This is a genomic window from Phaeovulum molybdatiresistens (genome assembly GCF_023544865.1).
Lineage (GTDB): Bacteria > Pseudomonadota > Alphaproteobacteria > Rhodobacterales > Rhodobacteraceae > Pontitalea.
In genome coordinates this window covers 75109-101005 of sequence record NZ_JAMJFX010000003.1, presented here as the reverse complement: position 1 = coordinate 101005, position 25897 = coordinate 75109, and the positions used below count along the sequence as shown (strand labels likewise).

Sequence of the window (25897 nt, the reverse complement as noted above, 5' to 3'; positions counted from 1 at the left end):
CTTGATTTTTACATCCCCCTGCGCATGCTTGATCAAGGCATGCCCACAGCCGCAGGGAGGCGATGATGGAAATCCTGCCACAACAGATTCTGGCCGCACTGAACGATGCCCGCCGGGCAGAGGCGCGGCGCCGGTCGCGGCTGCGGGTCCAGGCGGGCGATCAGGTTCTGCCGGTTGTGCGGCGCTGGCGCGGCGGTTTCGCGCTGGATGCGACGCAGGTGTCGCAGCTGCGCGGTCTGGTGGACCTGTATGATGGCGCGCGCCACCTGTCGACCTGCCTGATCATCGCCTCGGCGGTCGAGGGGGATGAGCTGATCTGCACGACCAAGCGCGAAACCGCCGTCCGCGACGGGGCGGCGCTGGATTTCGCGCGCGACGATCACGTCCCCCGGGCCCTGCTGCCCCGGCTTTAACCCCCGGCACAGGCGTTATTGCAGATCGGCAAAGGCCGCCTGCAGCCGGGCCACAGCCTCGGCCACCCGGGCGCGGGGCGTGGCAAGGTTGAACCGCAAAAAGCTTTCGCCCCCCAGACCAAAGCTCGCGCCGTGGTTCGCCGCGATCCGCGCGCCTTTTTCGACCCGCGCGGTAAATTCCCCCGGCGCCATTCCGGTGCCCGCGAAATCGACCCAGGCGAGATAGGTCGCCTCCAATCCCATCGACCGCAGGCCGGGGATCGCGTCGATCCCGGCATCGAACAGACGCCGGTTCCCGTCCAGATAGCCAATCAGCGCATCCAGCCAGTCGGCCCCTTCGGGCGAATAGGCCGCTGTCGCCATCGCCAGCCCGAAACTGTTGGGCGAAATGCCCATGGCCGCCATGCGCCCGGCAAAGCGCGCACGCAAGTCCGGATCGGGGATGATGACATTGCCGGTATGTGCGCCCGCGATGTTGAAGGTCTTGGTGGTGGCCGTCATCATCACCAGACGGTCCGCCACATCCGGGCAGGCGCGCGCCATCACATGATGGGCATGACCCGGCATCACCAGATCGTGGTGGATTTCATCCGACACCAGGATCAGCCCGTGCCGCTTGCAGAAATCGGCTGTGGCGCGCAGCTCGGCCGCGGTCCAGACCCGGCCGCCGGGGTTGTGCGGGGAACACAGGATCAGCATCCGTTCCGCCCCGGTCATCTGCGCATCCCAGGCGGCAAAGTCCATCTCATACCGGCCATCGACCAGCTTAAGCGGGCATTCTACCACCTGCCGGCCCGCCGCGTTGATGACACGCGCAAAGGCGTGATACACCGGCGTCATCAACACCACGCCATCGCCCGGCTGGGTAAAGGCATCGACGCACATCGCGGTTCCGTTCACCAGCCCATGTGTTGTGAAGATCCAGTTCCGCTCGACCGCCCAGCCATGCCGGGCCTGCATCCACCAGCGGATCGCCTCCAGATAGGGCGCGTCATCGCCCCAATAGCCATAGACCCCATGCCCGGCCAGCGCCTCAACCGCGCGCTGCACGCAGGTGGGGGGGCGAAAATCCATGTCCGCCACCCACATGGCGATGCCATCCTGCGGGCTGACGCCATAGGCCTGGGCCATACCGTCCCATTTCACCGAATGGGTGCCGCGGCGGTCGATCACTTCATCAAAGTCGGGGGTCTGGGGCATGGCGCAGCATCCTGTGGGATTTGGGGACTGTTTATGTTCCAAATTAAAGCAGTATTACAGCAAATTATTCCTGTAAATATCACAACTTTGGTAAGTTATCCCAAAATATATCGCAAATATAGAACAACCTTCCAGCCTTTCGCCCGCCATTGCGCCAACGCGCCCCATCGCCTAAATCATCGCCATGACCATTCGCCCGATCCTGATCCATCCCGACCCGCGGCTCAAGAAACTTTGCGAGCCCGTTGCCACCGTCGATGCGGACATCCGGCGACTGGCCGATGACATGCTGGCCACCATGTATGATGCGCCCGGCGTGGGCCTTGCTGCGCCGCAGGTGGGCGTGATGCGGCGGGTGTTCGTGATGGATTGCGTCAAGGAAAAGGACGCCGCCCCCGCCCCGATGGTGCTGATCAACCCCGAGATCACCTGGACCTCGGAGGATTTGAATACCTACGAGGAAGGCTGCCTGTCGATCCCCGAACAATATGCCGAGGTCACCCGCCCCGCCGAGGTGCGGATGCGCTGGCTGGGCCTTGACGGCCAGATGCACGAAGAACAGTTCGACGGCCTCTGGGCCACCTGCGCCCAGCACGAACTGGACCACCTGAACGGCAAGCTGTTCATCGATTACCTGGGCCCGCTGAAGCGCCAGATGATCACCCGCAAGATGGAAAAGCTAAAACGCGAACGCGCCCGCACCGCGCAGGCCTGATCCGCAAAGGAACGCCCATGGCCGTGCGCCCTTTCCTGCCCTACGAAGACCGCCGCCTGCACAGCCCGGCGGCCCCCGTCGCGGCGGTGACCGAAACCGTCCGCATGATCTGGGACGACATGATCGACACGATGGAGGCGATGCCCGGCGTGGGCCTGGCCGCGCCGCAGATCGGCATAATGCTGCGCCTTGCGGTGGTCGATGCTTCGGACAAGCGGGGCCAGGCGATCCGAATGGCCAACCCCGAAGTGCTGCACGCCTCGATCCAGTCGCGCAAGCATGAAGAGGCCAGCCCGAACCTGCCGGGCGTCTCGGCGCTGATCGAACGCCCCCGCGCCGTCACCGTGCGCTTCCTGAACGAGGCCGGAGAGATCGAAGACCGCGATTTCGTCGGCCTCTGGGCGACATCGGTCCAACATCAGATCGACCACCTGAACGGCAAGACCTATCTGGATCACCTCTCGCCCCTGCGGCGCAAGATGCTGGTGCAGAAATCGAAAAAGGGCACGCGATGAAGGTGGTCTTCATGGGCACGCCGGACTTCTCGGTCCCGGTGCTGGACGCGCTGGCCCGCGATCATCAGGTGATCGCCGTCTATTGCCAGCCCCCCCGCCCCGCGGGCCGCGGCAAAAAGGAACGCCCCTCCCCCGTTCAGGCCCGGGCCGAGGCGCTTGGCATCCCGGTGCGCCACCCGCGCAGCCTGAAGGGCGCCGCCGAACAACAAGACTTCGCCGCCCTTGGCGCCGATGTCGCCGTGGTCGTGGCCTATGGTCTGATCCTGCCGCAGGCGGTGCTGGACGCCCCACGGCACGGCTGCCTGAACATCCACGCCTCGCTTTTGCCGCGCTGGCGCGGGGCCGCACCGATCCACCGTGCGATCATGGCGGGCGATTCGGAAACCGGCATCTGCATCATGCAGATGGACGCAGGCCTCGACACCGGCCCGGTGCTGATGCGCGAAACCACCCCGATCGGGCAGCCCGAAACGACCGGCGAGCTGCACGACCGCCTCAGCACGATGGGCGCTCGGCTGATCCTGGACGCGCTGGCCCGCCTGCCCGACCTGCACGCCGAACCGCAGGCCGAAACCGGCGTGACCTATGCCGCCAAGATCGACAAAGCCGAGGCGCGCATCGACTGGTCCCGCCCCGCCGACCAGGTCCTGCGCCAGATCAACGGCCTGTCCCCCTTCCCCGGCGCCTTCACCGAAATCGCGGGCGAACGGATCAAGCTGCTGCGGGCCAGCGCCGCCGCAGGCCGCGGCCGCCCCGGCCAGGTTATGGGTGGCTTCACCATCGCCTGCGGCACTGGCGCCATCGCCGTGCTTGAGGCGCAGCGCGAAGGCAAGCGCCCGATGCCAGCCAGCGAACTTCTGCGCGGCCTGACCCTGCCCGACACCCTGACCTGATCTTCTTCTTGGCGAAAATACTCCACGGGGGTCCGGGGGTGTGAAACCCCCGGCCTCACCGCCCTTTGCAACGCCGCCCCCAAGCCCCATATTGACCGACAGGAGGCGCCCATGCAGATCGTCGCGCTCATCATCATCGGGGCCGCAGCCGGCTTCATCGCCACCCGCGCGATGCGGCTGGAAACCGACATCCCCACCACCATCGCGATCGGTGTCATCGGCGCGCTGATCGGCGGGTTGATCCTGCGGGTGCTGCTGACGATCACCGGCTGGATGGCCGGGTTCGTCGGGGCGGTGCTTGGGGCAATGGCGCTGATCTGGCTCTGGCGCCGCTACGGACCGCGCTAAAATGATTGGAACGCTTTTTGCCTTCGCCGGCATGGCCGGGCTGCGCCTTGCGCTTTGGGGTGGCGCGCTGGGGCTGTGGCTGCTGACGCGACCGGGGGGCTGGGCGGTGCTGGCGGTCGCGCTGCTGGTGGGCGTAAAACTGCTGCCCGCGCCTACACCTTGACCCTTTTCCCGCCCCCCGAATGCACGCATAGTTGCGTCAGCAGTTCATGGGGGCAGTGATGAATTCCACCGATCTTCTGGGCGGAAACGCCGTTTTCCTGGCGCTTGCGGCCTTTCTGGTCCTTGCGGTCTTTCTGGGCGTTCGCATCGTGCCGCAATCGGAAAAGCATGTGGTCGAACGCTTTGGCCGGCTGCGGGCGGTGCTGGGGCCCGGGATCAACTTCATCGTTCCCTTTCTGGACCGGGTCGCGCACCGCATTTCGGTGCTGGAACGCCAGCTGCCCACCAACCGGCAGGATGCCATCACCGCCGACAACGTTCTGCTGCAGGTCGACACCTCGGTCTTCTACCGGATCATTGAACCGGAAAAGACCGTCTACCGCATCCGCGACATCGACGCCGCCATCGCCACCACGGTGGCCGGGATCGTCCGGTCCGAAATCGGCCGGATGGAACTGGACACGGTGCAATCCAACCGCGCCGGGCTGATCGGCACGATCCGCGACAACCTGGCCAATGTCGTCGATGACTGGGGGATCGAGGTGACGCGCGCCGAGATCCTGGATGTGAACCTGGATGAGGCGACCCGTGCCGCGATGCTGCAACAGCTGAACGCTGAACGCGCGCGCCGCGCGCTGGTCACCGAGGCCGAGGGCCGCAAGCGCGCGGTTGAACTCCAAGCCGATGGCGAGCTTTATGCCGCCGAACAAGAGGCCAAAGCCAAGCGCGTCCTGGCCGAGGCCGAGGCCTATGCCACGGGCGTCATCGCCGAAACAATCAAGGAGGCCGGGCTTGAAGCGGCACAATACCAGGTGGCCCTGAAGCAGGTCGAGGCCATCGCGGCAGTGGCACAGGGGCAGGGCAAGCAGACCGTGATCCTGCCCGCCGCCGCGCTGGAGGCCTTTGGAAATGCCTTCGGGCTTTTGAAGGGCAAGGCGCAATGATCTGGCAGCAGGCCTGGGTATGGGTCGCAGGCGGGGTGGTGCTGGGCGCGCTGGAAATGCTGGTGCCCGGGTTCTTCCTGCTGGGCTTTGCCATCGGCGCGGTTCTGGTCGGCGCGCTGGTCTGGCTGGGCTGGCTGGGCGCCTCGTTGCCCGCGATGATCTTTGTCCTGGCGCTGACCGCGCTTGGCGCATGGCTTGGGCTACGCCGCGCGGCGGGCGTGCGCCGGGGCCAAAGCAAGCTGTGGCACACCGACATCAACGAGGACTAAGGCCCCGCCCCCGGATGGAACTTTCGCGCGCGCGCCGCGTTGGACACGAAAGTTCACATCACAGGAGACGGCCATGAACCCCCAACCCCCGCGTCCGCAAGGGTCTTCGTCCGGCGGCATCTATTTCGTTCTGGGCGCCATCGTCGTGGCGCTGGTCGTCGTTATCTGGCTGGTGATGGACAGCCCCGCCCCCACCGGCACCCCCGAGGCCACCGCGCCCGAGGCGCCTGCTTCGGTGACCATCACCAATGAAGCGCCCGACACCGGCGTTGTCGTAACCCCAAGCCCGGAACCGGCAGAGCCCGCCGCACCCGAGGCCCCCGCAGCACCGGCCGAGTGACGCCCTCAAGACGGGATCAGGCCCCGGCCAGATCCCGCACGATCGCCAGCGCCGCCGCCTTCGGGTCGGCGGCCTGCCACACCGGCCTGCCGACGACGATATGATCAGCCCCCGCCGCAATCGCGGCGGCGGGCGTTTCGACGCGCTTCTGATCGCCAAGCGCCGCCCCGGTCGGGCGCACCCCGGGGGTAACGATCAGCTTGCCCGCGGCTTCCGGCAGCGCCCGGATCAAGGCGGCCTCTTGCGGCGAGGCGATCGCCCCATCCGCCCCGGCCGCAAAGGCGCGGCCCGCGCGTTCCACCACCAGATCGGCAACCGCGCCGGGCTTGATCAGCGCGCCATCCAGATCGCCCCGATCCAGTGAGGTCAGGATGGTCACCGCCAGGATCTTCAGATCCTTGCCGGCGGCGCCCTGTTTGGCGGCCTGAACCACATAGGGGTCGCCATGCACGGTCAGGAAATCAAGGTCATATTGCGCCAGCCCGCGCACCGCCGCCTCAACCGTGGCGCCGATGTCGAACAGCTTCATGTCCAGAAAGATACGCTTGCCATGTTCGGCCTTCAGCTCATTGGCCAGCGCAAGGCCGCCCCCGGTCAACATGCCCAGGCCGATCTTGTAGAAGGAAACGGCATCCCCCAGCGTCTTGGCCAGTTCCAGCCCGGCCAGGGCGTTCGGCACATCAAGGGCGACGATCAGGCGGTCATCGGCGGGCAGGGTCATCGGAAGCCTCCGGCGTTGCAAGGGACGGCGTCGTCTTGCGCGCAAGCGCCCCGCAGGTCAAGCCCGTGCCGGTTACAGCCCGCCAATCCCGCGCCGCGCCGCCTCGCGCGTCAGCGCGCGGGCCAGCTGGGCATGCGACATCCCCGGCGGTGCCGCCAGCGTGACGGGCACGCGCAACGGCACGGGCAGGCCGGGGGCGAAGAATTCCACCACCGCCTCAAACCGGCGTCGGGCGGCGTCGTAGAACAGGGTCGCGATGCGGATAGCCGTCTGGCGCGGGGTCATGTGCGAATCCTTCCTTGGCTTGATCCCAAGATGAAACGCCAAAGGTTGCGATAGGGTTTCCAAAGCCGCGCGCCAACACACGAATTTTCCCCGCTGGCGGCGCGACACACCCCTTGAACCGCGGGAAAGGCGCGCCCAACTTTGGATTAAGACCCGGGACGGGCCGTGCCATGACGGGCGGCCCAAGCCGGGGGCTTCATGGAAGGAGAACCCGATGAACATGGAAAAGTTCACGGAACGGTCGCGTGGGTTCCTGCAGGCCGCCCAGACCATCGCACTGCGCGAAGGGCATCAGCGCGTGGTCCCCGAACATCTGCTGAAAGCGTTGATGGATGATGATCAGGGGCTGTCGGCCAACCTGATCCGCCGCGCCGGGGGCGAACCCGCCCGCGTGATCGAGGCGGTGGATCTGGCGGTGTCGAAACTGCCGAAAGTGTCGGGCGGGGACGGGCAGGTTTACGTTGAACAATCCCTGGTCCGCGTGCTGGACGAGGCCGAAAAGATCGCCAAGAAGGCCGGCGACAGTTTCGTGCCGGTCGAACGCATCCTGATGGCGCTGGCGGTGGTCAACACCCGCGCCAAGGACGCGCTGGATACAGGCGCCGTCACCGCGCAAAAGCTCAACACCGCGATCAACGACATCCGCAAGGGCCGCACCGCCGACAGCGCCAGCGCCGAGGAAGGCTATGACGCGCTGAAGAAATATGCCCGCGACCTGACCGAGGCCGCCGAGAATGGCAAGATCGACCCGATCATCGGCCGGGATGAGGAAATCCGCCGCACCATGCAGGTGCTGAGCCGCCGCACCAAGAACAACCCGGTGCTGATCGGCGAACCCGGCGTCGGCAAGACCGCCATCGCCGAGGGCCTTGCCCTGCGCATCATTGATGGCGACGTGCCCGAATCCCTGCGCAACAAGCGTCTGATGGCGCTGGACATGGGCGCGCTGATCGCGGGCGCGAAATACCGGGGCGAGTTCGAGGAACGGCTGAAAGCGATCCTGAAGGAGATCGAGGCCGCGGCCGGTGAAATCATCCTGTTCATTGATGAAATGCACACCCTTGTGGGCGCAGGCAAAACCGATGGCGCGATGGATGCGGCCAACCTGATCAAGCCCGCGCTGGCGCGCGGCGAATTGCACTGCGTCGGCGCGACCACGCTGGATGAATACCGCAAATACGTCGAAAAGGACGCGGCCCTGGCCCGGCGGTTCCAGCCGGTGATGGTCGAGGAACCGACGGTCGAGGATACGATTTCCATCCTGCGCGGCATCAAGGAGAAATACGAACTGCACCACGGCGTGCGAATCTCTGACAGCGCGCTGGTGGCGGCGGCGACGCTGAGCCATCGCTACATCACCGACCGCTTCCTGCCCGACAAGGCGATCGACCTTGTGGATGAGGCCGCAAGCCGCCTGCGGATGGAGGTCGACAGCAAGCCCGAGGAACTGGACCAGCTGGACCGCCAGATCCTGCAGTTGCAGATCGAAGCCGAGGCGCTGAAGAAAGAGGATGACGCGGCCTCGAAGGACCGGCTGGAGAAGCTGGAAAAGGAGCTGTCCGACCTGCAGCAACGCAGCGCCGAGATGACGGCGAAGTGGCAGGCCGAGCGCGACAAGCTGGAATCGGCCCGCGGCCTGAAAGAACAGCTGGACCGCGCCCGGGCCGAGCTGGACCAGGCCAAGCGCGAAGGCAATCTGGCCCGCGCGGGCGAGCTGTCCTATGGCGTGATCCCGGGGCTGGAAAAGCAACTGGCGGCGGCCGAGGCGCAGGAAGACGCGCTGATGGTCGAAGAAGCCGTGCGCCCCGAACAGATCGCCGAGGTGGTGGAACGCTGGACCGGCATCCCGACCTCAAAAATGCTGGAGGGCGAGCTCGAAAAGCTGCTGAAGATGGAGGAAGAGCTTGGCAAGCGGGTCATCGGCCAGCGTCAGGCCGTGGTCGCCGTGTCAAACGCCGTGCGCCGCGCGCGCGCCGGGCTGAACGATGAAAACCGTCCGCTGGGGTCGTTCCTGTTCTTGGGGCCGACGGGCGTGGGCAAGACCGAACTGACCAAGGCGGTCGCCGAATATCTGTTCGACGACGACACCGCGATGGTCCGCATCGACATGTCGGAATTCATGGAAAAACACGCCGTTGCCCGGCTGATCGGCGCGCCTCCGGGCTATGTCGGTTATGATGAGGGTGGCGTGCTGACCGAAGCCGTGCGGCGCCGGCCCTATCAGGTCGTGCTGTTCGATGAGGTGGAAAAGGCCCATCCCGACGTGTTCAACGTGCTGTTGCAGGTGCTGGACGATGGCGTGCTGACCGATGGTCAGGGCCGCACGGTCGATTTCAAGCAGACGCTGATCGTGCTGACCTCAAACCTTGGGTCGCAGGCGCTGAGCCAGCTGCCCGAGGGCAGTGACAGCGGTGCTGCCCGGGCGCAGGTGATGGAGGCGGTGCGAGCGCATTTCCGCCCCGAATTCCTGAACCGACTGGATGAGACGATCATCTTCGACCGTCTGACGCGCGACAACATGGACGGCATCGTGACGATCCAGTTGCGGCGGCTGGAGAAACGGCTGGCGGCGCGCAAGATCGCGCTGGATCTGGACGATGCGGCGCGCAAATGGCTGGCGGATCAGGGCTATGACCCGGTCTTCGGTGCCCGCCCGCTGAAGCGGGTGATCCAGCGGTATCTGCAAGACCCGCTGGCCGAGATGATCCTTGCCGGCAAGGTGCGCGATGGCGACAGCGTGACGGTGACGGCGGGGCCTGACGGGCTGATTGTCGGGGACCATCTTGCAGTTGCGCCGCAAGACGCCCCCTACGGCGCCGCGCTGCATTGATGACACGGGCCGGGAGGGGGGCGCCCTTCCCGGTCTTCAACTTTGCGGTCGAGGGTGGGGGCGCTGCCCCCACGGCCTGCGGCCTTCCCCCGGGATATTTCCGCAAAGCCGAAGGGGCACGGCAAAAGGCACTTGCCGACTCGTCATGCGGCGGGCGGGGGGATAATCTATAGCGCGAACCCGGTGACCGTCATGCCCGCCCTGTGCCGCGACTGCCTTGCTGTTTACGAAACCCCTCCTCCGCGCTGCCCGCAGTGCCGGGGGCCGCGCATCGTTTCGCATCCCGAATTGTTCGATCTGTCGATCGCGCATCTGGATTGTGATGCCTTCTACGCCTCGATCGAGAAGCGCGATGATCCGTCGCTGGCGGCGCGGCCCGTAATCGTCGGGGGCGGCACGCGGGGGGTGGTGTCCACCTGCTGCTATGTCGCGCGCATATCCGGGGTTCGCTCGGCGATGCCGATGTTCAAGGCCCGTCAGATTTGCCCCGATGCCGTGGTGATCCGCCCCCGGATGGCGCATTATGCCGATGTGTCCCGCCAGATCCGCGCGCGGATGGCGGCGCTGACCCCGCTGATCGAGCCCCTGTCGCTGGATGAGGCGTTTCTGGACCTGACCGGCACCGCGCGGCTGCATCACGCCCCACCTGCGCTAAGCCTTGCCCGGCTGGCGCAGCAGATCGAAGCCGAAATCGGGGTCAGCGTTTCGATCGGCCTGTCGCACAACAAGTTTCTTGCCAAGATCGCCTCGGATCTGGACAAGCCGCGCGGCTTTGCCGTGATCGGGCGGGGCGATACCCAGGATTTCCTGCGCGACAAGCCAACCAGCCTGCTGTGGGGGGTGGGGGCCGCGACGCAGGCGGCGCTGGCGCAGGCCGGTATCCGCAGCCTTGCCGACATCCGCCGTCAGGACCGCGCCGCGATGGCGCGCCGGTTCGGGACGCAGGGCGACCGGATCTGGCGCCTGGCACATGGGCAGGATGAGCGCCGCGTTTCCCCCGATGCGCCGATGAAATCGGTGTCGGCAGAAACCACTTTTGCGACCGACATTGCCGACCCCGAGGCCCTGCGCGATCAGCTGTGGCATCTGTGCGAAAAGGTATCGGCGCGGATGAAGGCCAAGGGCTTTGCGGGGCGCGTGGTCACGCTGAAGCTGCGGCGCAAGGATTTTTCCGCCCAGACCCGGCAGCGCGCGTTGACCGAACCCGCGCAACTGGCCGACACCTTGTTCACCACGGGGTCGGCCCTTCTGGCGGCCCTTGATCCCGGCCCCTGCCGGCTGATCGGAATCGGCTATTCCGACCTTTGCTCAGCGGCCGACAGTGACCCGGTGGGCGACTTGCTGGACCCCGGCGCCCGTGCCCGCGCCGGGGCCGAGCGCGCCATCGACCGGATCCGGGCGCGCTTTGGCCGCGATTCCATCGCCAAAGGGCGCGGATGGGATGCGGGTGACTGAACGGTCATTCGGCCGCCAACCGGCTCTGCCCGCCGGCAAGGCGCGCGATTCGGCCGATGACGCGTTCAAACCCCCGCGCAAAGGCCGCGAATGTGGGGGCAGGGCGGATCTGCGCCTCATCCATATAAAGCGCGCGGTCGATTTCGACCTGAATCACGTGGCGGTTGCGGGCAGGGCGCCCATAGGCCTGCGTGATATAGGCCCCGGCGAAGGGCGAATTGCGCCGCACCCGAAAGCCCTCAGCCCGAAAGGCGGCTTCGACCCCATCCATGACCCAGGCCGCCGCCGCCGCACCGAATCGGTCGCCCAGCACGATATGCGGGCGCGCGGCACCAAACCCGTCCAGCGCTTCGCCGGGCATGGAATGCACGTCGATCAGAATCGCCTGACCGAACCGCGCGGCGACCCCATCCAGAAGCGTTGACAGGTGTCGGTGATAAGGGGTCCAGACCGTATCCAGCCGCGCCTGCGCCTCGGCCAGGGTGATCTTGCCGGAATAGATCTGCCGCCCCCCCGCCACCACGCGTGGAATCACCCCCAGACCGGCCATGACACGGGGGCTGCGCGGGGCAGGACGCAGCCCGTCGATCAGGGCGGGGTCCAGTTCATCGGCTGCACGGTTCAGATCAACCCAGGCCCGCGGGGCCTGTGCGGCAAGCACCGTCGCACCATGATCGGGGGCAGCTTCAAGCAGCCGGTCGACAAAGGCATCTTCCGAGGACCGAAGCCTGCGCTCATCCAAAACCGTGCGCCGCAACAGTTCGGCCGGGTAATCGCGCCCGCTGTGCGGCGACGCAAAGACCACCGCCGACGTGATCCGGTCGGGCGGGTAAAGACGGAATGGCGACGCGGCATTTTGGGCCATGGCAACTCCTCGGCTGGGGTTCAATCTACACTGGATTGATTTCCCGCCAAAACCCCCTTGAAAGGTCCCGCGACTCCTTTTATAGACCCCCAGACCGACGCGGTTCCGCCCGCGTTCTTTCTTTTGGATGCGGCGGGCCAGACGGGTGTGGGCGGTTAGCTCAGCGGTAGAGCACTACGTTGACATCGTAGTGGTCACTGGTTCGATCCCAGTACCGCCCACCATTTTCGCCGCTTCCCGTTCCGGGGGCATTCAGGTTTCAAGGCGCACGCGCGCCGCGAATAGGAGAAGACCGATGAAGGTCCGTAACTCGCTCCGCTCGCTCAAGCAGCGTCACCGCGATTGCCAGATCGTGCGCCGCAAGGGCCGCGTCTACGTGATCAACAAGACGCAGCGTCGCTACAAGGCCCGTCAGGGCTGATAGCGTAAAGCAGGCACCAAGAAAAAGGCCGCGTCGGGTTTCCGCCGCGGCCTTTTTCGTTTCCTCTCGGCTTCGCCTGTCTTTCGGCTTTGCCCAAATATCCCGGGGGGTGAGCGCGGCACGCGCGAGGGGGGCAGCGCCCCCCTGCCCCCTTGGTCTTTCCTGACTCACCGCAGGCCAATGCCCCCGGCCAGAAGCTGCGCAACCGTCGCCTGATCCAGATAGCCTGTGACCGGCAGGTTCCTCGCCTGCTGATAGCGTCGGATCGCGCGGCGCGTATCGTCATCAAAGACACCATCCGCCCGGCCCGGCTTCAGGTCCAGCTGCGCCAGCCGGGTTTCGACCAGCGTGCGCATCAGGCCCGGCAGGTTCAGGGCATCTTCGGCCGCGCGGGCGCGTTCCAGATCGGCCGCGCCATCGGCTTCGTTTTGAAGCGCGGCGATTCGGGTCTCGGCCTCTTCGCGGAAGGCCGGGTCCGCACGGCCGGCCAGATAGTCGCGGTAGGCTGCCACCGTATCGGCGCGCGCCGCGCGGTCCCAGGCGGCACGATCTTCGGCTGCGGCCGCATCCCGTCGCTGGGACTCGAACACGCCCAGGCGTTCGGTTGCCAGTTCGGCGAACAGACCATCGGGATATTTCTTCAGATAGGCGCGCAGCCCCGCCTCATCCCCGGCCGCGCCGGTTTCGTCCCAATACATCCGGTCCTGCCGCTCTTGTTCGGCCCGGCGTTCTGCGGCCTCGGCTTCCAGTTCGGCGGCGCGGCGCGCGCCCTGCGCGGCCAGGCGGGTCAGCTGTTCACGCGACAGGAACCCCGATGGGTCGAATCCTTCGGCCGCCTGCCAGCGCCCGATGGCCGCGCGAGAGGCGGGGCCGAAGAGGCCGTCCACACCTTTCGGATCATAGCCAAGGATGGTCAGGTTCTGCTGCACTTCCCGGCGCTGGTCGCGGGTCAGGTTAAGTCCATCTTCCGCGGCCTTCGCGGCGCGGGCAGGTTCCGCCTCGATCGCGGCGATTCGCTCGCGCGCGGTGCGGGCCTGTTCGCCGCGCGGGAACCGCTCAAGATATAGCTGATAGGCCGCAACGGTATTTTCACGCTGCGCCAGATCCCAATAGGCGCGGTCATCATCCGCCGGGCGGGCCTGCGGCGCGGCTGATGTGGTGTCGGTGGCGGGGCCAGCGGCAATCAGCACATGGCCCTTAGGCAGAAAACCCGCCGCGCGCAGATCGGCCCGGGCGGCCGCCGTATCGATCGCGGTGCCCGGGCGCAGCAGATCACCGCCAAGATAATCCCCCACGGCGGCCGGGGCGCCGGTCAGAACCGTCACCCCCTGCGGGATATCAATCGACCCCACCCCTTCGAACAGATAGCCGCCCGCCGCGCGCGGCGCATCGCGCACCGCATCGGCGCCCAGAAGCAGCACCGCCTGCCCCGGATGGCGCGCAAGAACCGTCAGCACCGCCGAAAGCGGCAGGCCACGGGTGACGGCTTCGTTGAAATCGCCGGTCTCGGCATCCACGGGCAGGAACCAGGTTTCCCGGTCCGAATGGCGGAAATGGCCCGACAGCGCCACGACGATCCGATCCGCCTTTGGCGCGTCGGCGATGAGCCGGGCCAGACGCGCGCGGATTTCGCCCGCATCGGCGTCATCCTCGGCCAGAACGGTAAAGCCCGCGCGTTCCAGCGCCGCGCGCGCCTGGGCCGGCGCGGTGCCGCCGCGCAGATCGGACAGGGTTTCATAATCACCATTCGCCAGCACCATAGCCAGATCGGCGGCACCGGCAGGCAGGGCCAGGGCGGCCAGCGCCGCGCTTGTCATCAGGACTTTCCGCATGGTCTCCTCCGTCATCCGCTGACGAAACGTTAGACCCGGCTGCCTGGTTCCCCTAATCGTATTTGCGCAGATCCTCGATCACCTTGCCGTCATTGGGCAGGCTTCCAACGGGGACAAGTTCGATCACGCCCTTCATCTTCAACGCCGAGACGATGCCCGCCTGATAGCGATCCGCATGATCCGCCGGGGTTTCGATCCGCACGGTCATCACGTCCATCTCGCCCGTGCGGGTGGCCACGACACGGGCACGCACCACCTCGGGGTGGGCGGCGACAAAGCTTGCCACCTGTTCGGGGCGCACGAACATGCCCTTGATCTTGGTGGTCTGGTCGGCTCGGCCCATCCAGCCCTTGATGCGCAGATTGGTCCGCCCGCAGGGCGAGGGCCCGGCCAGAACCGCCGACAGATCGCCGGTGGCAAAACGCACCAGCGGATAATCGGGGTTCAGCGTGGTCACGACGACCTCGCCGACCTCGCCCTCGGGGACGGGATCGCCGGTGCCGGGGCGCACGATTTCCACGATCACGCCTTCATCGACGATCATCCCCTCCATCGCGGGGGATTCGTAGGCGATATTGCCCAGATCGGCGGTGGCATAGCATTGCAGCGTGGCGATGCCGCGGTCGGCATATTCCTGGCGCAGGCTGGGGAAAAGCGCCCCGCCCCCCACTGCGGCGCGGGTGATGGCCAGCCGTTCGCCCATGTCTTCGGCCTTATCCAGGATGACCTTCAGAAAATCGGGCGTGCCGCTGTAGACGGTGGTCCCCACATCGACCGCCGCGCGGACCTGAAGCTCGGTCTGGCCGGTGCCGGCGGGCAGCACGGCGGCGCCAACGGCCCGCGCGCCCGATTCAAAGATCATGCCTGCGGGGGTCAGGTGATAGCCAAAGCAGTTCTGCACGATGTCGCCCGGGCCCACACCGCAGGCATGCAGAAACCGGCCCATGCGCCACCAGTCATGGTCCAGCCCGCCGGGTTCATAGATCGGGCCGGGCGACTGGAAGATGTGGGCAAAGCCATGCGCGGGGCGGGTGGTCATGGCGCCAAAGGGGGCGTTGGCCTTTTGCGCCGCACCCAGTTCGGATTTGCGCAGCACCGGCAGGCGCGCCAGCGCGGCGCGGTCCGTCACCCCGGCCGGATCGACCCCCTGCAGATGCGCGGCCATCCCGGGCGCGGTCATCGCGCGGGCGATTGCGGCGGGCAGATCGCGCGCCAGGGCGGCCGCGCGCTCATCGGCAGATCGGGTTTCCAAAGCGTCAAAATACTGGGTCATCGTAATATACGGGGGGTGCCCGCTCCCTGCCGCCCTGCGGGGGCAGGGCGATGTTCATCCGGTTTCGGTGCCTGTCCTTACGCCAGCCAGCGTTTGCGGCGGCGATAGCTGCGCACATCGCGGAAGGATCGGCGCCCTTCATCCGACATGCCCAGGTAGAATTCCTTGACGTCCGGGTTTTCCCGCAAGGCCTGCGCGGGGCCATCCATCACCACGCGCCCGCTTTCCAGAATATAGCCGTAATGGGCATAGCGCAGCGCCACATTGGTGTTCTGTTCGGCCAGCAGGAAGGTCACGCCTTCGCCCTCGTTCACGGCCTTGACGATTTCAAAGATCTGTTCGACCAGCTGCGGCGCAAGGCCCATGGACGGTTCGTCCAGCAGGATGGTTTCGGGCCGGCTCATCAGGGCGCGGCCCATCGCCACCATCTGCTGTTCCCCGCCCGAGGTATAGCCCGCCTGGCTTTTGCGCCGTTCCTTCAACCGCGGGAAATAAGTGTAGACCATTTCCAGATCGCGGGCGATTTCGGCGCGGCCATCCGTGCGGGTATAGGCGCCGGTCAGCAGGTTTTCCTCAACCGTCAGGTGTTCAAAGCAATGCCGCCCCTCCATCACCTGGATGACGCCCTTGCGCACCAGATCGGCGGGCGACATGTCCTGCACACGTTCGCCGCGATACTGGATCGTGCCCTTGGTCACCTCGCCGCGTTCGGATTTCAGCAGGTTCGAGATCGCCTTGAGCGTGGTGGTCTTGCCCGCCCCGTTGCCCCCCAGAAGCGCGGTCACCCCGCCCTTGGGCACCGAAAGGCTGACCCCTTTCAGCACGAGGATCACGTGGTTGTAGATCACCTCGATATTGTTGACCTCCAGCAGGGTCTGATCTGTCTGGGCGGCGTCAAGCATGGGTGGACCCCCTGAATTCGGTGAATGCCCCCGGCCCGGCAAGGCCGGGGGCGATGGCGTCAGTTGCAGCGCTCGGAAATCCCGGCTTCCTTCGCATAGGCCTGCGAATCTTCCAGGATCAGCGGGGTCAGCACCTCATCATCGGGCGCGATGAAGCCGGTGATCAGGTTCCACTTCTTCGCGCTGGCATCCCATTGCTGGATCAGCGCGGCACCCGGGCCACCGTGATCTTCGCAGCTGGCGGCGAAGGGCTGGCCAAAGTTCGGCAGGCCCAGTTCGGCCATCCGCTCTTCGGTGATTTCCAGCGCTTCAAAGCCGTCGCGCATCTGGGCGGCGTTGATGGCGCTGGTGCCGGCCAGTTCCTGCGCCTTGCGCGCGGCCTCGGCGATGACCATCGCGGCATACATGCCGCGCGAATACAGCACCGATCCGACTTGATCGCCCGCGCCCGCGGCCTTGCCCGCGTCGATCACGTATTTCTTCAGATCCTCATAGACCGGATAGTCCATCCCGGTGCCATGCATCGCCAGCGACTTGTAACCGTTCGCGCCATCACCCGCGGGCAGCACGTCGTTTTCCGAACCCGACCACCAGATGCCGATGAAATTCTCCATCGGGAAGCGGATGTTGGCGGCCTCTTGCACGGCGACCTGGTTCATCACGCCCCAGCCCCAGAACAGGACGTAATCAGGCTTGTCGCGGCGGATCTGCAGCCACTGCGATTTCTGTTCCTGGCCGGGGCTGTCAACGGGGATCTCGGTCAGGGCATAGCCGTGCTTCTTCGACAGTTCCTGCAACGTGCGGATCGGTTCCTTGCCATAGGCCGAGTTGTGATACAGCAGGGCGATCTTTTTCCCCTCAAGGCTGCCGCCGTTCAGGTCCAGCAGATGCTTGATCGCAACGCTGGCGCCGTCCCAGTAGTTCGCCGGATAGTTGAAGACCCATTCGAACACCTTGCCATTCGCCGCCGAGGTCCGGCCATAGCCGGGCGTATACAGCGAAATGCCATCGGCCGAGACCTTGGGGATCAACTGATAGGTGATGCCGGTGGACAGCGGGTTATAGACCAGCGCGCCGTTGCCCTTGGTCGCCTCATAGCATTCCACGCCTTTTTCGGTGTTATAGGCAGTTTCGCATTCCGGCACCTGAACCTTTTCCCCGCCGATGCCGCCGTCGCGTTCGTTCAGCAGGGTGAAGTAATCGTTAAACCCGTCCGCATAGGGAATCCCGCCCGCGGCAAAGGGCCCCGTGCGATAGCTGAGGTTGGGGATGACCAGATCGGCCATCGCCGGGGCGGCGGCGGTCATTGCCGCGGCCACGATTGCGGTGAATGTCTTCTTCATACGTTGATCTCCTCCCAGAGCGTATTCAGGTTTCTTGCCGGTTTTCCGGTTCTTGGGATTGTCAGGCCCGCGCCGCATCAATGCGGGAAGGGCCAAAGGCGCAGTTTTTCCTTGGCCAGGCGCCAAAGCTGGGCCAGCCCATGCGGTTCGGCGATCAGGAAGACCACGATCAGCCCGCCCACGATCATCAGCTCGATATGCGCGGCCAGGTCCGTGGGCCAACCCAGCTGACCCACCAGCAGGTTCTTCAGAAACACCGGCAACAGCACCAGGAAGGCCGCGCCCGCAAAGCTGCCGAAGATGGACCCCAGCCCGCCGATGATGACCATGAACAGGATCAGGAAGGACTTCTGGATACCGAAGGCCTCGCCCACCTCGGCCGCGCCCAGATAGACCGCAAAGAACAGCGCGCCCGCGATGCCGATGAAGAAGGAGCTGACCATGAAGGCGGTCAGCTTGGTGGTCAGCGGGTTGACCCCGATGATTTCCGCCGCGATGTCCATGTCGCGGATCGCCATCCACTTGCGCCCCACCGTGCCGCGCGTCAAGTTGCGCGCAACGACCGCCACAAGCGTCAGCATCACCAGGCAGAACAGGTATTTCGCCGTGGCGGTGGTCTGGGCGCCGGTGACGAAATAGCCCAGCACCGTGCGGTCCGGTGCCGTGATCTGCCCCGAGGCCGAATAGTTGTAGAACCACGGCACCTTGTTGAACAGCCAGACCAGAAAGAACTGTGCCGCCAGCGTCGCCACCGCAAGGTAGAAGCCTTTGATCCGCAGGCTGGGCAGGCCGAACAGAACGCCCACCCCCGCGGTGATGCCGCCTGCCAGGATCACATGGATGAAGATGCTGATGTCGGGGAAGGCGGTCATCAGCTTGTAGCAGGCATAGGCGCCCACCGCCATGAAACCGCCGGTGCCCAGGCTGACCTGGCCGGCATAGCCCGTCAGGATGTTCAGCCCGATCGCCGCGATCGAATAGATCAGGAAGGGCACGAAGACCGCATTGGCCCAATAGTCATTGATGACGAACGGGATGATCCCGAAGGCCACCGCCAGCACCGCGTAATAGCGGTAGCGATCGAACTTGATGGGGAATGTCTGACTGTCCTCGCGGTAGGACGTCTTGAAATCACCTGCTTCGCGGTAGAACATCAGTCCCTTCCCCCGTTGTTGGTCGGGGGAAGGCTGATCGTCCCCCTTAGCAGCCGCGCCGGATCCGCAGCCAGGACCAAAGCCCGGCTGCCGCGCCGGTGGCGGCCAGTAGAATGTTGGTCATCTGCAGGCTGACGGGTTCGCCCTGCGGCGCAGCCAGCGCCAGCCAGCCAAAGGCCAGCGCGGCGGCCCAGCCGACCGTGAACATCATGGCACAGGTTTTCATGGCCAGAATCTCTCCCTGATTCCAGCGCGGCCATGACGGGCCGCGCATGCGTCCCTTTTCCCTGACCCGGGCCTCCCAACCCGTTCGCGATCAGATCTGTGACAGATTGACGCATGGCTTACACCCGTTCAATGATTTTTTCGCCGAACAGGCCCTGCGGCCTGAAGACCAGGAACAAAAGCGCCAGCACATAGGCGAACCAGTTTTCCGTCGCCCCGCCGATCATCGGACCTGCGAAGAATTCGAACAGCTTTTCGCCGACCCCGATGATCAGCCCGCCGACGATTGCCCCCGGGATTGAGGTGAAGCCACCCAGCATCAGCACCGGCAGCGCCTTGAGCGCGATCAGCGACAACGAGAACTGCACCCCCGATTTCGCCCCCCACATGATGCCCGCCACCAGCGCGACAAAGCCCGCGATCGACCAGACCAGAACCCAGATGAAGCGCAGCGAAATGCCCACCGACAGCGCGGCCTGATGGTCGTCGGCCACGGCGCGCAATGCCCGGCCTTGCTTGGAATACTGGGAAAACAGCGTCAGCGCGGTTACCAGCAGGATCGCCACGAAGGTCGCCACGATGTCCAGCCGGTCAATGAAGAAGCCATAGCCAAGCCAGGCGTCGGTCACGCTTTCGACGGTTTCCGAAATGCCCTGCGGCAGGCCCACATCCAGCTTCTTGATGTCGGCGCCCCACATCACATCGCCCAGACCTTCCAGGAAATAGGCCAGCCCGATCGTCGCCATGAACAGGATGATCGGCGCCTGGTTCACCAGATGCTTCAGCACCAGCTTCTCGATCAGGATCGCCAGTCCCACCATCACCAGCGCGGTCAGGGCGATGGCCACCAGCGCGGGCAGTTTCCAGCCGAAATGGTGCAGATTGGTGCCCAGCGCCGCGTTGATCAGATGCGCGAAGGGGATCTGCCCGTTCTGCAGCCCCACCAGCGTCAGCGCCGCGAACAGCGCCAGCACCCCTTGCGCATAATTGAAGATGCCGCTGGCCTTGAAGATCAGCACGAAGCCCAGGGCCACCAGCGAATACATCACCCCGGCCATCAGACCGTTCAGCGTAACTTCCAGGGCGTAAAGCAGTTGATCCGGCATCATTTTCCCCTCAACCGTGCGCCACGCCCAGATAGGCGTCGATCACATCCTGATTGTTGCGCACCTCATCGGGGGTGCCGTCACCGATCTTGCGGCCGTAATCCATCACCACGACGCGGTCGGACAGGTCCATCACCACGCCCATGTCATGTTCGATCAGCGCGATGGTGGTGCCGAATTCGTCGTTCACATCCAGGATAAAGCGGCACATGTCCTCTTTTTCCTCGACGTTCATGCCGGCCATCGGTTCATCCAGCAGCAGGATGCGCGGTTCGGCCGCAAGCGCGCGGGCCAGTTCGACCCGCTTCTTCAGGCCATAGGGCAGGCGGCCCACCGGCGTCTTGCGGATGTTCTGGATTTCCAGGAAGTCGATGATCTTTTCGACCTTCTCGCGGTGCTCATCCTCTTCCTTCGCGGCGGCGCCATACCAGAAGGCCTGGCTTAGCAGACCCGATTTCATCAGCGTCAGGCGCCCGGTCAGGATGTTGTCCAGCACGCTCATGCCATCGAACAGCGCGATGTTCTGGAAGGTGCGGGCGATCCCCAGGCGGGCGACCTCATAGGGTTTCATCGGGCCGCGCTTGCGCCCCTTGAACCAGACCTCGCCCTCGGTCGGGATGTAAAACCCCGAGATCACGTTCAGCATCGAGGATTTGCCCGCGCCGTTCGGGCCGATGATCGCGCGGATCTCGCCTTCACGGATGTCGAAGGAAATGTCCTTGATCGCCACCACACCGCCAAAGCGCAGGGTGATATTCTTCATTTCCATCAGCACGCCGCCGATCTTGCGGCCATCGGGGGTGATGTAACCTTCGCTGGGGGCGTTCATTCGGCGGCCATCCTGTGTTCGGGGGCGACAATGGCATCGGCGATGCGCAGCGTTGCCCGGATCACACCCTTGCGACCGTCTTCATAGGTCACCTCGGTTTCGGTGTAGATGCTGTCGCGCCCGTCATAGAGCGCCTCGATCAGATCGGCATATTTGCTTTCGACGACATTGCGGCGCACCTTGCGGGTGCGGGTCATTTCACCATCGTCGGCATCCAGTTCCTTGTGCAGGATAAGGAAGCGGTGGATCTGACAGCCCGACAACATCGGATCCTGGGCGACGCTGGCGTTCACCTCGGCGACGTGGGCGGCGATCATGTCATAGACCTTCGGATGGCCGGCCAGTTCCTGATAGGACGCATAGGCGATGTTGTTGCGTTCCGCCCAGTTGCCCACCGCGTTCAGATCAATGTTGATGAAGGCAGTGCAGCGGTCGCGACCATTGCCGAAGACAACGGCCTCCAGGATGTTGGGGTAGAATTTCAGCTTGTTTTCCACGTATTTCGGCGCGAACAAGCGGCCATCGGCCATCTTGCCCACATCCTTGGCGCGGTCGATGATGCGCAAATGCCCCGATCCGGGTTCGAAAAAGCCCGCATCGCCCGTCGCGACCCAGCCTTCCGCATCCTTGGTCGAGGCGGTGCTTTCCGGGTTTTTGTAATATTCCACGAAGGTGCCGGGACCGCGATAAAAGACCTCGCCATTCTCGGCGATCTTCAGCTCGACCCCCGGGCTGGGCACGCCGACCGTGTCGGACCGCACCTGACCGTCGGGCTGTTGGGTGATGAATACGCTGGCCTCGGTCTGGCCATAAAGCTGCTTCAGGTTGATGCCCAGACTGCGATAGAAATCGAAAATCTCGGGCCCGATCGCCTCGCCCGCGGTATAGCCGACGCGAATGCGGCTGAACCCAAGCGTGTTTTTCAGCGGGCCATAGACGAACAGGTTGCCAAGGCCATAGGCCAGCCGATCCGCGGCGCTGACCGGCTTGCCATCCAGGATCGCGGGGCCGACCTTGCGGGCGACCTTCATGTAATGATCGAACACCCATTTCTTGAACCGCCCCGCATCTTCCATGCGGATCATCACATTGGTCAGCTGCCCTTCAAAGACCCGCGGCGGGGCAAAGAAATAGGTAGGCCCGATTTCGCGCAGGTCGGTCATCATGGTGGCCGGGCTTTCGGGGCAGTTCACGGTAAAGCCGGCCCAGTAGGCCTGCCCGATCGAGAAGATGAAATCCCCCACCCAGGCCATCGGCAGATAGGCCAGCACCTCATCGGTGTGGCGCAGCTTGTCGAATTCGGCGGAATTCCGAGCGGTTTCGATGATGTTGCGGTTCGACAGCACCACGCCCTTGGGCTTGCCCGTCGTCCCCGATGTATACAGCATCACGCAGGTGCTGTCATAGGTCAGCTCGGCGATACGCTGGTTCAGCTCTTCCTCATAGCGGAAATGCCCCGCGCGACCCTCGGCCTGGACATCGGCCAGCGCGTTCATGCGCGCGTGGTCGTATTTGCGCATCCCGCGCTTGTCGGTGTAGATCACGTGCTGCAGGTTCTGCACCCGGTCGCCGATTTCAACAACCTTGTCGACCTGTTCCTGATCGCCGCAGACGACAAAGCGCGCGCCGCAATGTTCCAGCACATAGGCCATCTCTTCGGCGACCGCGTCCTGATAAAGCGGCACCGGAACCGCGCCGCACATCTGCGCCGCCACCATCGCCCAGTAATGCGCCGGGCGGTTGCGCCCGATAATGGCGACGTGATCGCCCCGCGCAACACCCAGGCTTAGAAAGCCCAGCGCCATTGCGCGGATTTCTTCCGCGGCCTGAGCCCAGGTCCAGCTTTGCCAGATCCCGAATTCCTTTTCCCGATAGGCCGGCATGGCGCCGTAGCGCGCCACATTGCGCGCCAATAGCGCCGGAATCGACTGTGCAGTTTCCCCTGCCGCTTGTGCGTCAGCCAAATTTTCCTCCCCGCGCCGTTTTCCGGCGTCTGTCAGCCGTGGGTGCCTCCACTGCGCCCATTGCGTCACATGGAAAGGTTGGTGGTCAAACTTTTCCTGACTTTTTCGGGAATGTTACGAATTCTTTCTGCCCCACCTTCCCCCTTTCGCCCCCCGCCCCGGCGGTGTTAGCGATGGTTCAGGGGGGACCGATGACCGAGGATTCACGCGAAAGGCTGACCCAGGCGGGGCTGAACCTGATCCAGCAGGCCCTGTCGATCTTTGACAGCAACCTGCGGCTGGCGGTGTGCAACCGGCAGTATCAGATCATGTTCGACCTGCCCGATGCGCTGATCCGGCCCGGCACTTCGTTCGAGGATACGATCCGCTTTCTGGTGCAGCGCGGCGAATATGGCCCGCAGGACGACCCCGAGGCCGCGGTGCAGCTGCGCGTCGATCAGGCCCGCGCCTTCGTGCCACATTACATGGAACGCACGCGCACGAACGGGCGGACCATCTCGGTCGAAGGCTCGCCGCTGCCGCAGGGGGGCTGGGTCACCGTCTATACCGACATCACCGAGATCAAGCGCCAGGAGGCGCTGTTGCGCGCCCGGTCCGAGGAACTTTCGGGCCAGGTGCTGGACCATGCCGAACGGCTGGCGACGGCGAACCGTTCGCTGGCCGCCACCAATGCCGCGCTGGAAGAGGCCAAGCGCGAACTGACCGCGATCGAGGCGCGCACCCGGCAGGTGACCGAGATGATGCCCGCCCATATCGCCCATATGGACCGTGACCTGACCTATACCTTCTCGAACCGGCGGCTGCCTTCGGTGATGCCGGGCGCCAAGACCGATATCGTCGGGCGCCATGTCTATGACGCGCTGGGCAAGGACACATTCGACAAAATCGAACCCGCCTTTCGCCGCGCGCTGGACGGCGAGCCGCGGGTTCTGGAAATCACCCATGACCCGTCGGGTCGGCGCATCCGGATCGCGCTGACACCCGACCGCGGGGCGGATGGTGCGGTGAACGGGGTCTATGTGCTGTCCACCGATGTGACCCGCGAAACCCAGGCCCGGGCCGCGCTGGCGCAGACCGCGAAACGGGAACTGGCGGCGCAGCTGTCATCGGGGCTGGCGCATGATTTCGCCAACCTGCTGACGATCATCCTGGGCCTTCAAGGCCGGCTGGAACGGATGGCCGACCTGCCGCCCGAGGCGGGCGATCTGGTGCGCGCGACCCTGGCCGCGGCGCGGCGCGGCGGCACGCTGCTGGACCGGATCGCCGCGATTTCGGGGCCGCGCGAATTGCGCCCCCAGCCTGTAGACCTGCGCACCTTCCTGCACGATCTGGCGGCGATGGCCCGCCCGACCCTGGGCGCGGCGGTAACGCTGGACATATCCGTCGCCGGGCTGGACAGGCCGATCCTGCTGGACCCCGGCCCGCTGCAGGACAGTCTGCTGAACCTGATCCTGAATGCGCGCGACGCGATGGCCCCGCAGGGCGGTCGCATCCGGCTTGCGGCCCGGGCAGTGCGCGACACCTGGGCCGAAATCTCGGTCTGCGACACCGGCCCCGGCTTTTCCCCCGAGGCCCTGCAGCGCGGGTTGGACCCGTTCTTCACCACCAAGGGGGGCGAAGGGTCGGGGCTGGGCCTGTCGATGGTCTATGATCAGGCCAAGCTGGCCGGGGGCACGGTGCGGCTGGAAAACACCCGGACCGGCGCGCGCGTCACCCTGCGCCTGCCGCTGCGCGCCGCGCGCCAGGCCGCCAGCCCGATGCTGGTGCTTCTGGTCGAGGATAATGACGATATCCGCACCGAGGTGCGCGAGATGCTGCGCGCCCTTGGCCACAACGTGATCGAAACCAGCAGCGCCGCCGAGGCCGAAAGCCTGGCCACCTTGCCCGGCATCGGCATGGTGCTGTCCGACATCAACCTGACAGGGGCCACCAGCGGCGTCGATCTGGCCAGGGCCCTGGCCGGGCGGGTGCCTGCGATGGGGCTGATGACATCTTTGCCGCCCGGCGACGGGTTGCGCGCCCGCGCGCCCTGCCCGGTGCTGCAAAAACCCTTCACCGAAACCGACCTTGCCACCTTCCTTGCCGCAGCCGGAGCCCGCCCATGACCACCGCACCCGCCCATGTCGCGATCCTGGATGATGAACCCGAAATCCGCCGGATGCTGGCCGACGCGCTGGAAGAGGCGGGCTTTCGCACCACCTGCTACGCCCGGGCGACGGAATTCGAAGCGGGGCTGAAGCGGTCCTCACCCGATGTCTGCCTGGTCGATCTGGGCCTGCCCGATCGCGACGGGCTGGCGCTTGTGCACAGGCTGGCGCTGGAATCGGGGGCGGCGATCATCATCATCTCAGGGCGGGCGCAGGTGCAGGACCGGGTCACGGGGCTGGAACTGGGCGCAGATGACTACATCATCAAGCCCTTCGATCCCGCCGAGGTCGTCGCCCGCATCCGCGCGCGGCTGCGCAAGGGCCGGGCCGACGCCGCGCCCACCGCGCAAACCGCCCGCTTCGCCGGCTGGAGCGTTCATTTCGACCGCTATGTCCTGATCGACGGCACCGGTCGCGAAGTGCCCTTTTCCCATGCCGAGGGCGAGGTGCTGCGGCTGTTCCTGGAAAGCCCGAACCGGCTGATCACCCGGGCGCAGATGCAGGAATCTTTGGGCGGCACCGCGGGCGACAGCTTTGACCGGGCGATGGATGTGCGCATTTCACGGTTGCGCACCAAGCTGGGCGAGGACCCGAAGAACCCCCGTCTGATCAAGACGATCTATGGCGCGGGCTACATCTTTTTGGGCGAGGTCACCTGGGCCTGACCCCGCCCCCACGGTCGGGGCGCATTTTCCACTGGCACCGAAGGCCGCGATCTGATTCTGTGGTCGAAACCAGACCGGAAG

General features: G+C 65.4%; 27 protein-coding genes and 1 tRNA gene. 15 read left to right on the top strand and 13 right to left on the bottom strand.

The window, feature by feature from the left end:
- Positions 1 to 65 precede the first annotated feature (65 nt).
- A complete protein-coding gene (locus MXB90_RS03945) occupies positions 66 to 413 on the top strand; it encodes a hypothetical protein (protein WP_250041317.1) in 348 nt (115 codons plus the stop codon).
- Between the two features lie 15 nt (positions 414 to 428).
- Here the strand turns inward: MXB90_RS03945 and MXB90_RS03940 are convergent, their stop codons facing one another.
- Positions 429 to 1613, bottom strand: coding sequence for a MalY/PatB family protein (locus MXB90_RS03940; RefSeq protein ID WP_250041314.1), 1185 nt, complete (start codon positions 1611 to 1613; stop codon positions 429 to 431).
- 184 nt (positions 1614 to 1797) lie between these two features.
- Between MXB90_RS03940 and def (MXB90_RS03935) the strand changes: the two genes are divergently transcribed.
- The 8 genes from def (MXB90_RS03935) (at position 1798) to MXB90_RS03900 (ending at position 5799) form a co-directional block, all read left to right on the top strand.
- Complete coding sequence (def, locus tag MXB90_RS03935; RefSeq protein ID WP_250041312.1) at positions 1798 to 2328, top strand: peptide deformylase; 531 nt, start codon at positions 1798 to 1800, stop codon at positions 2326 to 2328.
- Between the two features lie 17 nt (positions 2329 to 2345).
- Positions 2346 to 2843 (top strand): peptide deformylase, encoded by a 498-nt coding sequence (gene def / locus MXB90_RS03930; RefSeq protein ID WP_250041311.1) that lies wholly within the window; start codon positions 2346 to 2348, stop codon positions 2841 to 2843.
- A complete protein-coding gene (gene fmt, locus MXB90_RS03925; protein ID WP_250041310.1) occupies positions 2840 to 3736 on the top strand; it encodes a methionyl-tRNA formyltransferase in 897 nt (298 codons plus the stop codon). The genes def (MXB90_RS03930) and fmt overlap by 4 nt, the downstream gene beginning before the upstream one ends.
- A 111-nt stretch (positions 3737 to 3847) precedes the next feature.
- Complete coding sequence (locus MXB90_RS03920) at positions 3848 to 4084, top strand: GlsB/YeaQ/YmgE family stress response membrane protein (RefSeq protein ID WP_250041309.1); 237 nt, start codon at positions 3848 to 3850, stop codon at positions 4082 to 4084.
- 1 nt (position 4085) lies between these two features.
- On the top strand, positions 4086 to 4247 hold the full coding sequence (locus MXB90_RS03915; protein ID WP_250041308.1) for a hypothetical protein: 162 nt from the start codon (positions 4086 to 4088) through the stop codon (positions 4245 to 4247).
- A gap of 58 nt (positions 4248 to 4305) precedes the next feature.
- A complete protein-coding gene (locus tag MXB90_RS03910) occupies positions 4306 to 5190 on the top strand; it encodes an SPFH domain-containing protein (protein ID WP_250041307.1) in 885 nt (294 codons plus the stop codon).
- Positions 5187 to 5459 (top strand): NfeD family protein, encoded by a 273-nt coding sequence (locus tag MXB90_RS03905; protein ID WP_250041305.1) that lies wholly within the window; start codon positions 5187 to 5189, stop codon positions 5457 to 5459. Before MXB90_RS03910 ends, MXB90_RS03905 begins: the two co-directional genes overlap by 4 nt.
- Positions 5460 to 5532: 73 nt before the next feature.
- Positions 5533 to 5799, top strand: a complete 267-nt coding sequence (locus MXB90_RS03900; protein WP_250041303.1) for a hypothetical protein — start codon at positions 5533 to 5535, stop codon at positions 5797 to 5799.
- A 16-nt stretch (positions 5800 to 5815) separates the two neighbouring features.
- Here the strand turns inward: MXB90_RS03900 and pyrF are convergent, their stop codons facing one another.
- Positions 5816 to 6520, bottom strand: a complete 705-nt coding sequence (gene pyrF / locus MXB90_RS03895; protein WP_250041301.1) for an orotidine-5'-phosphate decarboxylase — start codon at positions 6518 to 6520, stop codon at positions 5816 to 5818.
- Between the two features lie 72 nt (positions 6521 to 6592).
- On the bottom strand, positions 6593 to 6805 hold the full coding sequence (locus tag MXB90_RS03890) for a hypothetical protein (RefSeq protein ID WP_250041299.1): 213 nt from the start codon (positions 6803 to 6805) through the stop codon (positions 6593 to 6595).
- A 214-nt stretch (positions 6806 to 7019) separates the two neighbouring features.
- Between MXB90_RS03890 and clpB the strand changes: the two genes are divergently transcribed.
- Both clpB and MXB90_RS03880 read left to right on the top strand, forming a co-directional pair.
- Positions 7020 to 9635, top strand: a complete 2616-nt coding sequence (gene clpB / locus MXB90_RS03885; protein WP_250041297.1) for an ATP-dependent chaperone ClpB — start codon at positions 7020 to 7022, stop codon at positions 9633 to 9635.
- 192 nt (positions 9636 to 9827) lie between these two features.
- On the top strand, positions 9828 to 11090 hold the full coding sequence (locus MXB90_RS03880) for a DNA polymerase IV (protein WP_250041294.1): 1263 nt from the start codon (positions 9828 to 9830) through the stop codon (positions 11088 to 11090).
- Between the two features lie 4 nt (positions 11091 to 11094).
- Here the strand turns inward: MXB90_RS03880 and MXB90_RS03875 are convergent, their stop codons facing one another.
- Complete coding sequence (locus MXB90_RS03875) at positions 11095 to 11955, bottom strand: N-formylglutamate amidohydrolase (RefSeq protein WP_250041292.1); 861 nt, start codon at positions 11953 to 11955, stop codon at positions 11095 to 11097.
- Positions 11956 to 12104: 149 nt separating this feature from the next.
- Here MXB90_RS03875 and MXB90_RS03870 point away from each other — a divergent pair.
- A tRNA-Val gene (locus MXB90_RS03870) sits at positions 12105 to 12179 on the top strand.
- 71 nt (positions 12180 to 12250) lie between these two features.
- Entirely contained in the window at positions 12251 to 12376 is a 126-nt protein-coding gene (gene ykgO, locus MXB90_RS03865) for a type B 50S ribosomal protein L36 (RefSeq protein ID WP_035712875.1), read from the top strand.
- Between the two features lie 167 nt (positions 12377 to 12543).
- Here the strand turns inward: ykgO and MXB90_RS03860 are convergent, their stop codons facing one another.
- The 9 genes from MXB90_RS03860 to MXB90_RS03820 all read right to left on the bottom strand — a co-directional run bounded on the left by MXB90_RS03860 (position 12544) and on the right by MXB90_RS03820 (position 23004).
- A complete protein-coding gene (locus MXB90_RS03860; protein WP_250041290.1) occupies positions 12544 to 14208 on the bottom strand; it encodes a peptidoglycan-binding protein in 1665 nt (554 codons plus the stop codon).
- A gap of 52 nt (positions 14209 to 14260) precedes the next feature.
- Complete coding sequence (locus tag MXB90_RS03855; protein ID WP_250041287.1) at positions 14261 to 15481, bottom strand: phenylacetate--CoA ligase family protein; 1221 nt, start codon at positions 15479 to 15481, stop codon at positions 14261 to 14263.
- A 77-nt stretch (positions 15482 to 15558) separates the two neighbouring features.
- On the bottom strand, positions 15559 to 16383 hold the full coding sequence (locus MXB90_RS03850; RefSeq protein ID WP_250041284.1) for an ABC transporter ATP-binding protein: 825 nt from the start codon (positions 16381 to 16383) through the stop codon (positions 15559 to 15561).
- A 59-nt stretch (positions 16384 to 16442) separates the two neighbouring features.
- Complete coding sequence (locus tag MXB90_RS03845) at positions 16443 to 17726, bottom strand: ABC transporter substrate-binding protein (RefSeq protein ID WP_250041281.1); 1284 nt, start codon at positions 17724 to 17726, stop codon at positions 16443 to 16445.
- Between the two features lie 77 nt (positions 17727 to 17803).
- A complete protein-coding gene (locus MXB90_RS03840; protein ID WP_250041279.1) occupies positions 17804 to 18880 on the bottom strand; it encodes a branched-chain amino acid ABC transporter permease in 1077 nt (358 codons plus the stop codon).
- Between the two features lie 46 nt (positions 18881 to 18926).
- The gene (locus MXB90_RS03835) at positions 18927 to 19106 is read right to left on the bottom strand and encodes a hypothetical protein (RefSeq protein ID WP_250041278.1); all 180 of its coding nucleotides are present in this window, start codon (positions 19104 to 19106) and stop codon (positions 18927 to 18929) included.
- A gap of 118 nt (positions 19107 to 19224) precedes the next feature.
- On the bottom strand, positions 19225 to 20214 hold the full coding sequence (locus MXB90_RS03830) for a branched-chain amino acid ABC transporter permease (protein WP_462982211.1): 990 nt from the start codon (positions 20212 to 20214) through the stop codon (positions 19225 to 19227).
- Between the two features lie 7 nt (positions 20215 to 20221).
- Entirely contained in the window at positions 20222 to 21040 is an 819-nt protein-coding gene (locus MXB90_RS03825) for an ABC transporter ATP-binding protein (RefSeq protein WP_250041276.1), read from the bottom strand.
- Entirely contained in the window at positions 21037 to 23004 is a 1968-nt protein-coding gene (locus tag MXB90_RS03820; RefSeq protein ID WP_284040730.1) for a long-chain fatty acid--CoA ligase, read from the bottom strand. Before MXB90_RS03820 ends, MXB90_RS03825 begins: the two co-directional genes overlap by 4 nt.
- A 191-nt stretch (positions 23005 to 23195) precedes the next feature.
- Here MXB90_RS03820 and MXB90_RS03815 point away from each other — a divergent pair, with 191 nt between their 5' ends.
- Together MXB90_RS03815 and MXB90_RS03810 are read left to right on the top strand one after the other, a co-directional pair.
- Complete coding sequence (locus MXB90_RS03815; protein ID WP_250041275.1) at positions 23196 to 25109, top strand: PAS-domain containing protein; 1914 nt, start codon at positions 23196 to 23198, stop codon at positions 25107 to 25109.
- A complete protein-coding gene (locus MXB90_RS03810) occupies positions 25106 to 25816 on the top strand; it encodes a response regulator transcription factor (protein ID WP_250041274.1) in 711 nt (236 codons plus the stop codon). Before MXB90_RS03815 ends, MXB90_RS03810 begins: the two co-directional genes overlap by 4 nt.
- Positions 25817 to 25897: the final 81 nt, after the last annotated feature.

Coding starts and splice junctions, on each gene's coding strand:
- MXB90_RS03945 (WP_250041317.1), top strand. CDS start 66: ATGGAAATCCTGCCACAACAGATTCTGGCCGCACTGAACGATGCCCGC.
- MXB90_RS03940 (WP_250041314.1), bottom strand. CDS start 1,613: ATGCCCCAGACCCCCGACTTTGATGAAGTGATCGACCGCCGCGGCACC.
- def (WP_250041312.1), top strand. CDS start 1,798: ATGACCATTCGCCCGATCCTGATCCATCCCGACCCGCGGCTCAAGAAA.
- def (WP_250041311.1), top strand. CDS start 2,346: ATGGCCGTGCGCCCTTTCCTGCCCTACGAAGACCGCCGCCTGCACAGC.
- fmt (WP_250041310.1), top strand. CDS start 2,840: ATGAAGGTGGTCTTCATGGGCACGCCGGACTTCTCGGTCCCGGTGCTG.
- MXB90_RS03920 (WP_250041309.1), top strand. CDS start 3,848: ATGCAGATCGTCGCGCTCATCATCATCGGGGCCGCAGCCGGCTTCATC.
- MXB90_RS03915 (WP_250041308.1), top strand. CDS start 4,086: ATGATTGGAACGCTTTTTGCCTTCGCCGGCATGGCCGGGCTGCGCCTT.
- MXB90_RS03910 (WP_250041307.1), top strand. CDS start 4,306: ATGAATTCCACCGATCTTCTGGGCGGAAACGCCGTTTTCCTGGCGCTT.
- MXB90_RS03905 (WP_250041305.1), top strand. CDS start 5,187: ATGATCTGGCAGCAGGCCTGGGTATGGGTCGCAGGCGGGGTGGTGCTG.
- MXB90_RS03900 (WP_250041303.1), top strand. CDS start 5,533: ATGAACCCCCAACCCCCGCGTCCGCAAGGGTCTTCGTCCGGCGGCATC.
- pyrF (WP_250041301.1), bottom strand. CDS start 6,520: ATGACCCTGCCCGCCGATGACCGCCTGATCGTCGCCCTTGATGTGCCG.
- MXB90_RS03890 (WP_250041299.1), bottom strand. CDS start 6,805: ATGACCCCGCGCCAGACGGCTATCCGCATCGCGACCCTGTTCTACGAC.
- clpB (WP_250041297.1), top strand. CDS start 7,020: ATGAACATGGAAAAGTTCACGGAACGGTCGCGTGGGTTCCTGCAGGCC.
- MXB90_RS03880 (WP_250041294.1), top strand. CDS start 9,828: ATGCCCGCCCTGTGCCGCGACTGCCTTGCTGTTTACGAAACCCCTCCT.
- MXB90_RS03875 (WP_250041292.1), bottom strand. CDS start 11,955: ATGGCCCAAAATGCCGCGTCGCCATTCCGTCTTTACCCGCCCGACCGG.
- ykgO (WP_035712875.1), top strand. CDS start 12,251: ATGAAGGTCCGTAACTCGCTCCGCTCGCTCAAGCAGCGTCACCGCGAT.
- MXB90_RS03860 (WP_250041290.1), bottom strand. CDS start 14,208: ATGCGGAAAGTCCTGATGACAAGCGCGGCGCTGGCCGCCCTGGCCCTG.
- MXB90_RS03855 (WP_250041287.1), bottom strand. CDS start 15,481: ATGACCCAGTATTTTGACGCTTTGGAAACCCGATCTGCCGATGAGCGC.
- MXB90_RS03850 (WP_250041284.1), bottom strand. CDS start 16,383: ATGCTTGACGCCGCCCAGACAGATCAGACCCTGCTGGAGGTCAACAAT.
- MXB90_RS03845 (WP_250041281.1), bottom strand. CDS start 17,726: ATGAAGAAGACATTCACCGCAATCGTGGCCGCGGCAATGACCGCCGCC.
- MXB90_RS03840 (WP_250041279.1), bottom strand. CDS start 18,880: ATGTTCTACCGCGAAGCAGGTGATTTCAAGACGTCCTACCGCGAGGAC.
- MXB90_RS03835 (WP_250041278.1), bottom strand. CDS start 19,106: ATGAAAACCTGTGCCATGATGTTCACGGTCGGCTGGGCCGCCGCGCTG.
- MXB90_RS03830 (WP_462982211.1), bottom strand. CDS start 20,214: ATGATGCCGGATCAACTGCTTTACGCCCTGGAAGTTACGCTGAACGGT.
- MXB90_RS03825 (WP_250041276.1), bottom strand. CDS start 21,040: ATGAACGCCCCCAGCGAAGGTTACATCACCCCCGATGGCCGCAAGATC.
- MXB90_RS03815 (WP_250041275.1), top strand. CDS start 23,196: ATGACCGAGGATTCACGCGAAAGGCTGACCCAGGCGGGGCTGAACCTG.
- MXB90_RS03810 (WP_250041274.1), top strand. CDS start 25,106: ATGACCACCGCACCCGCCCATGTCGCGATCCTGGATGATGAACCCGAA.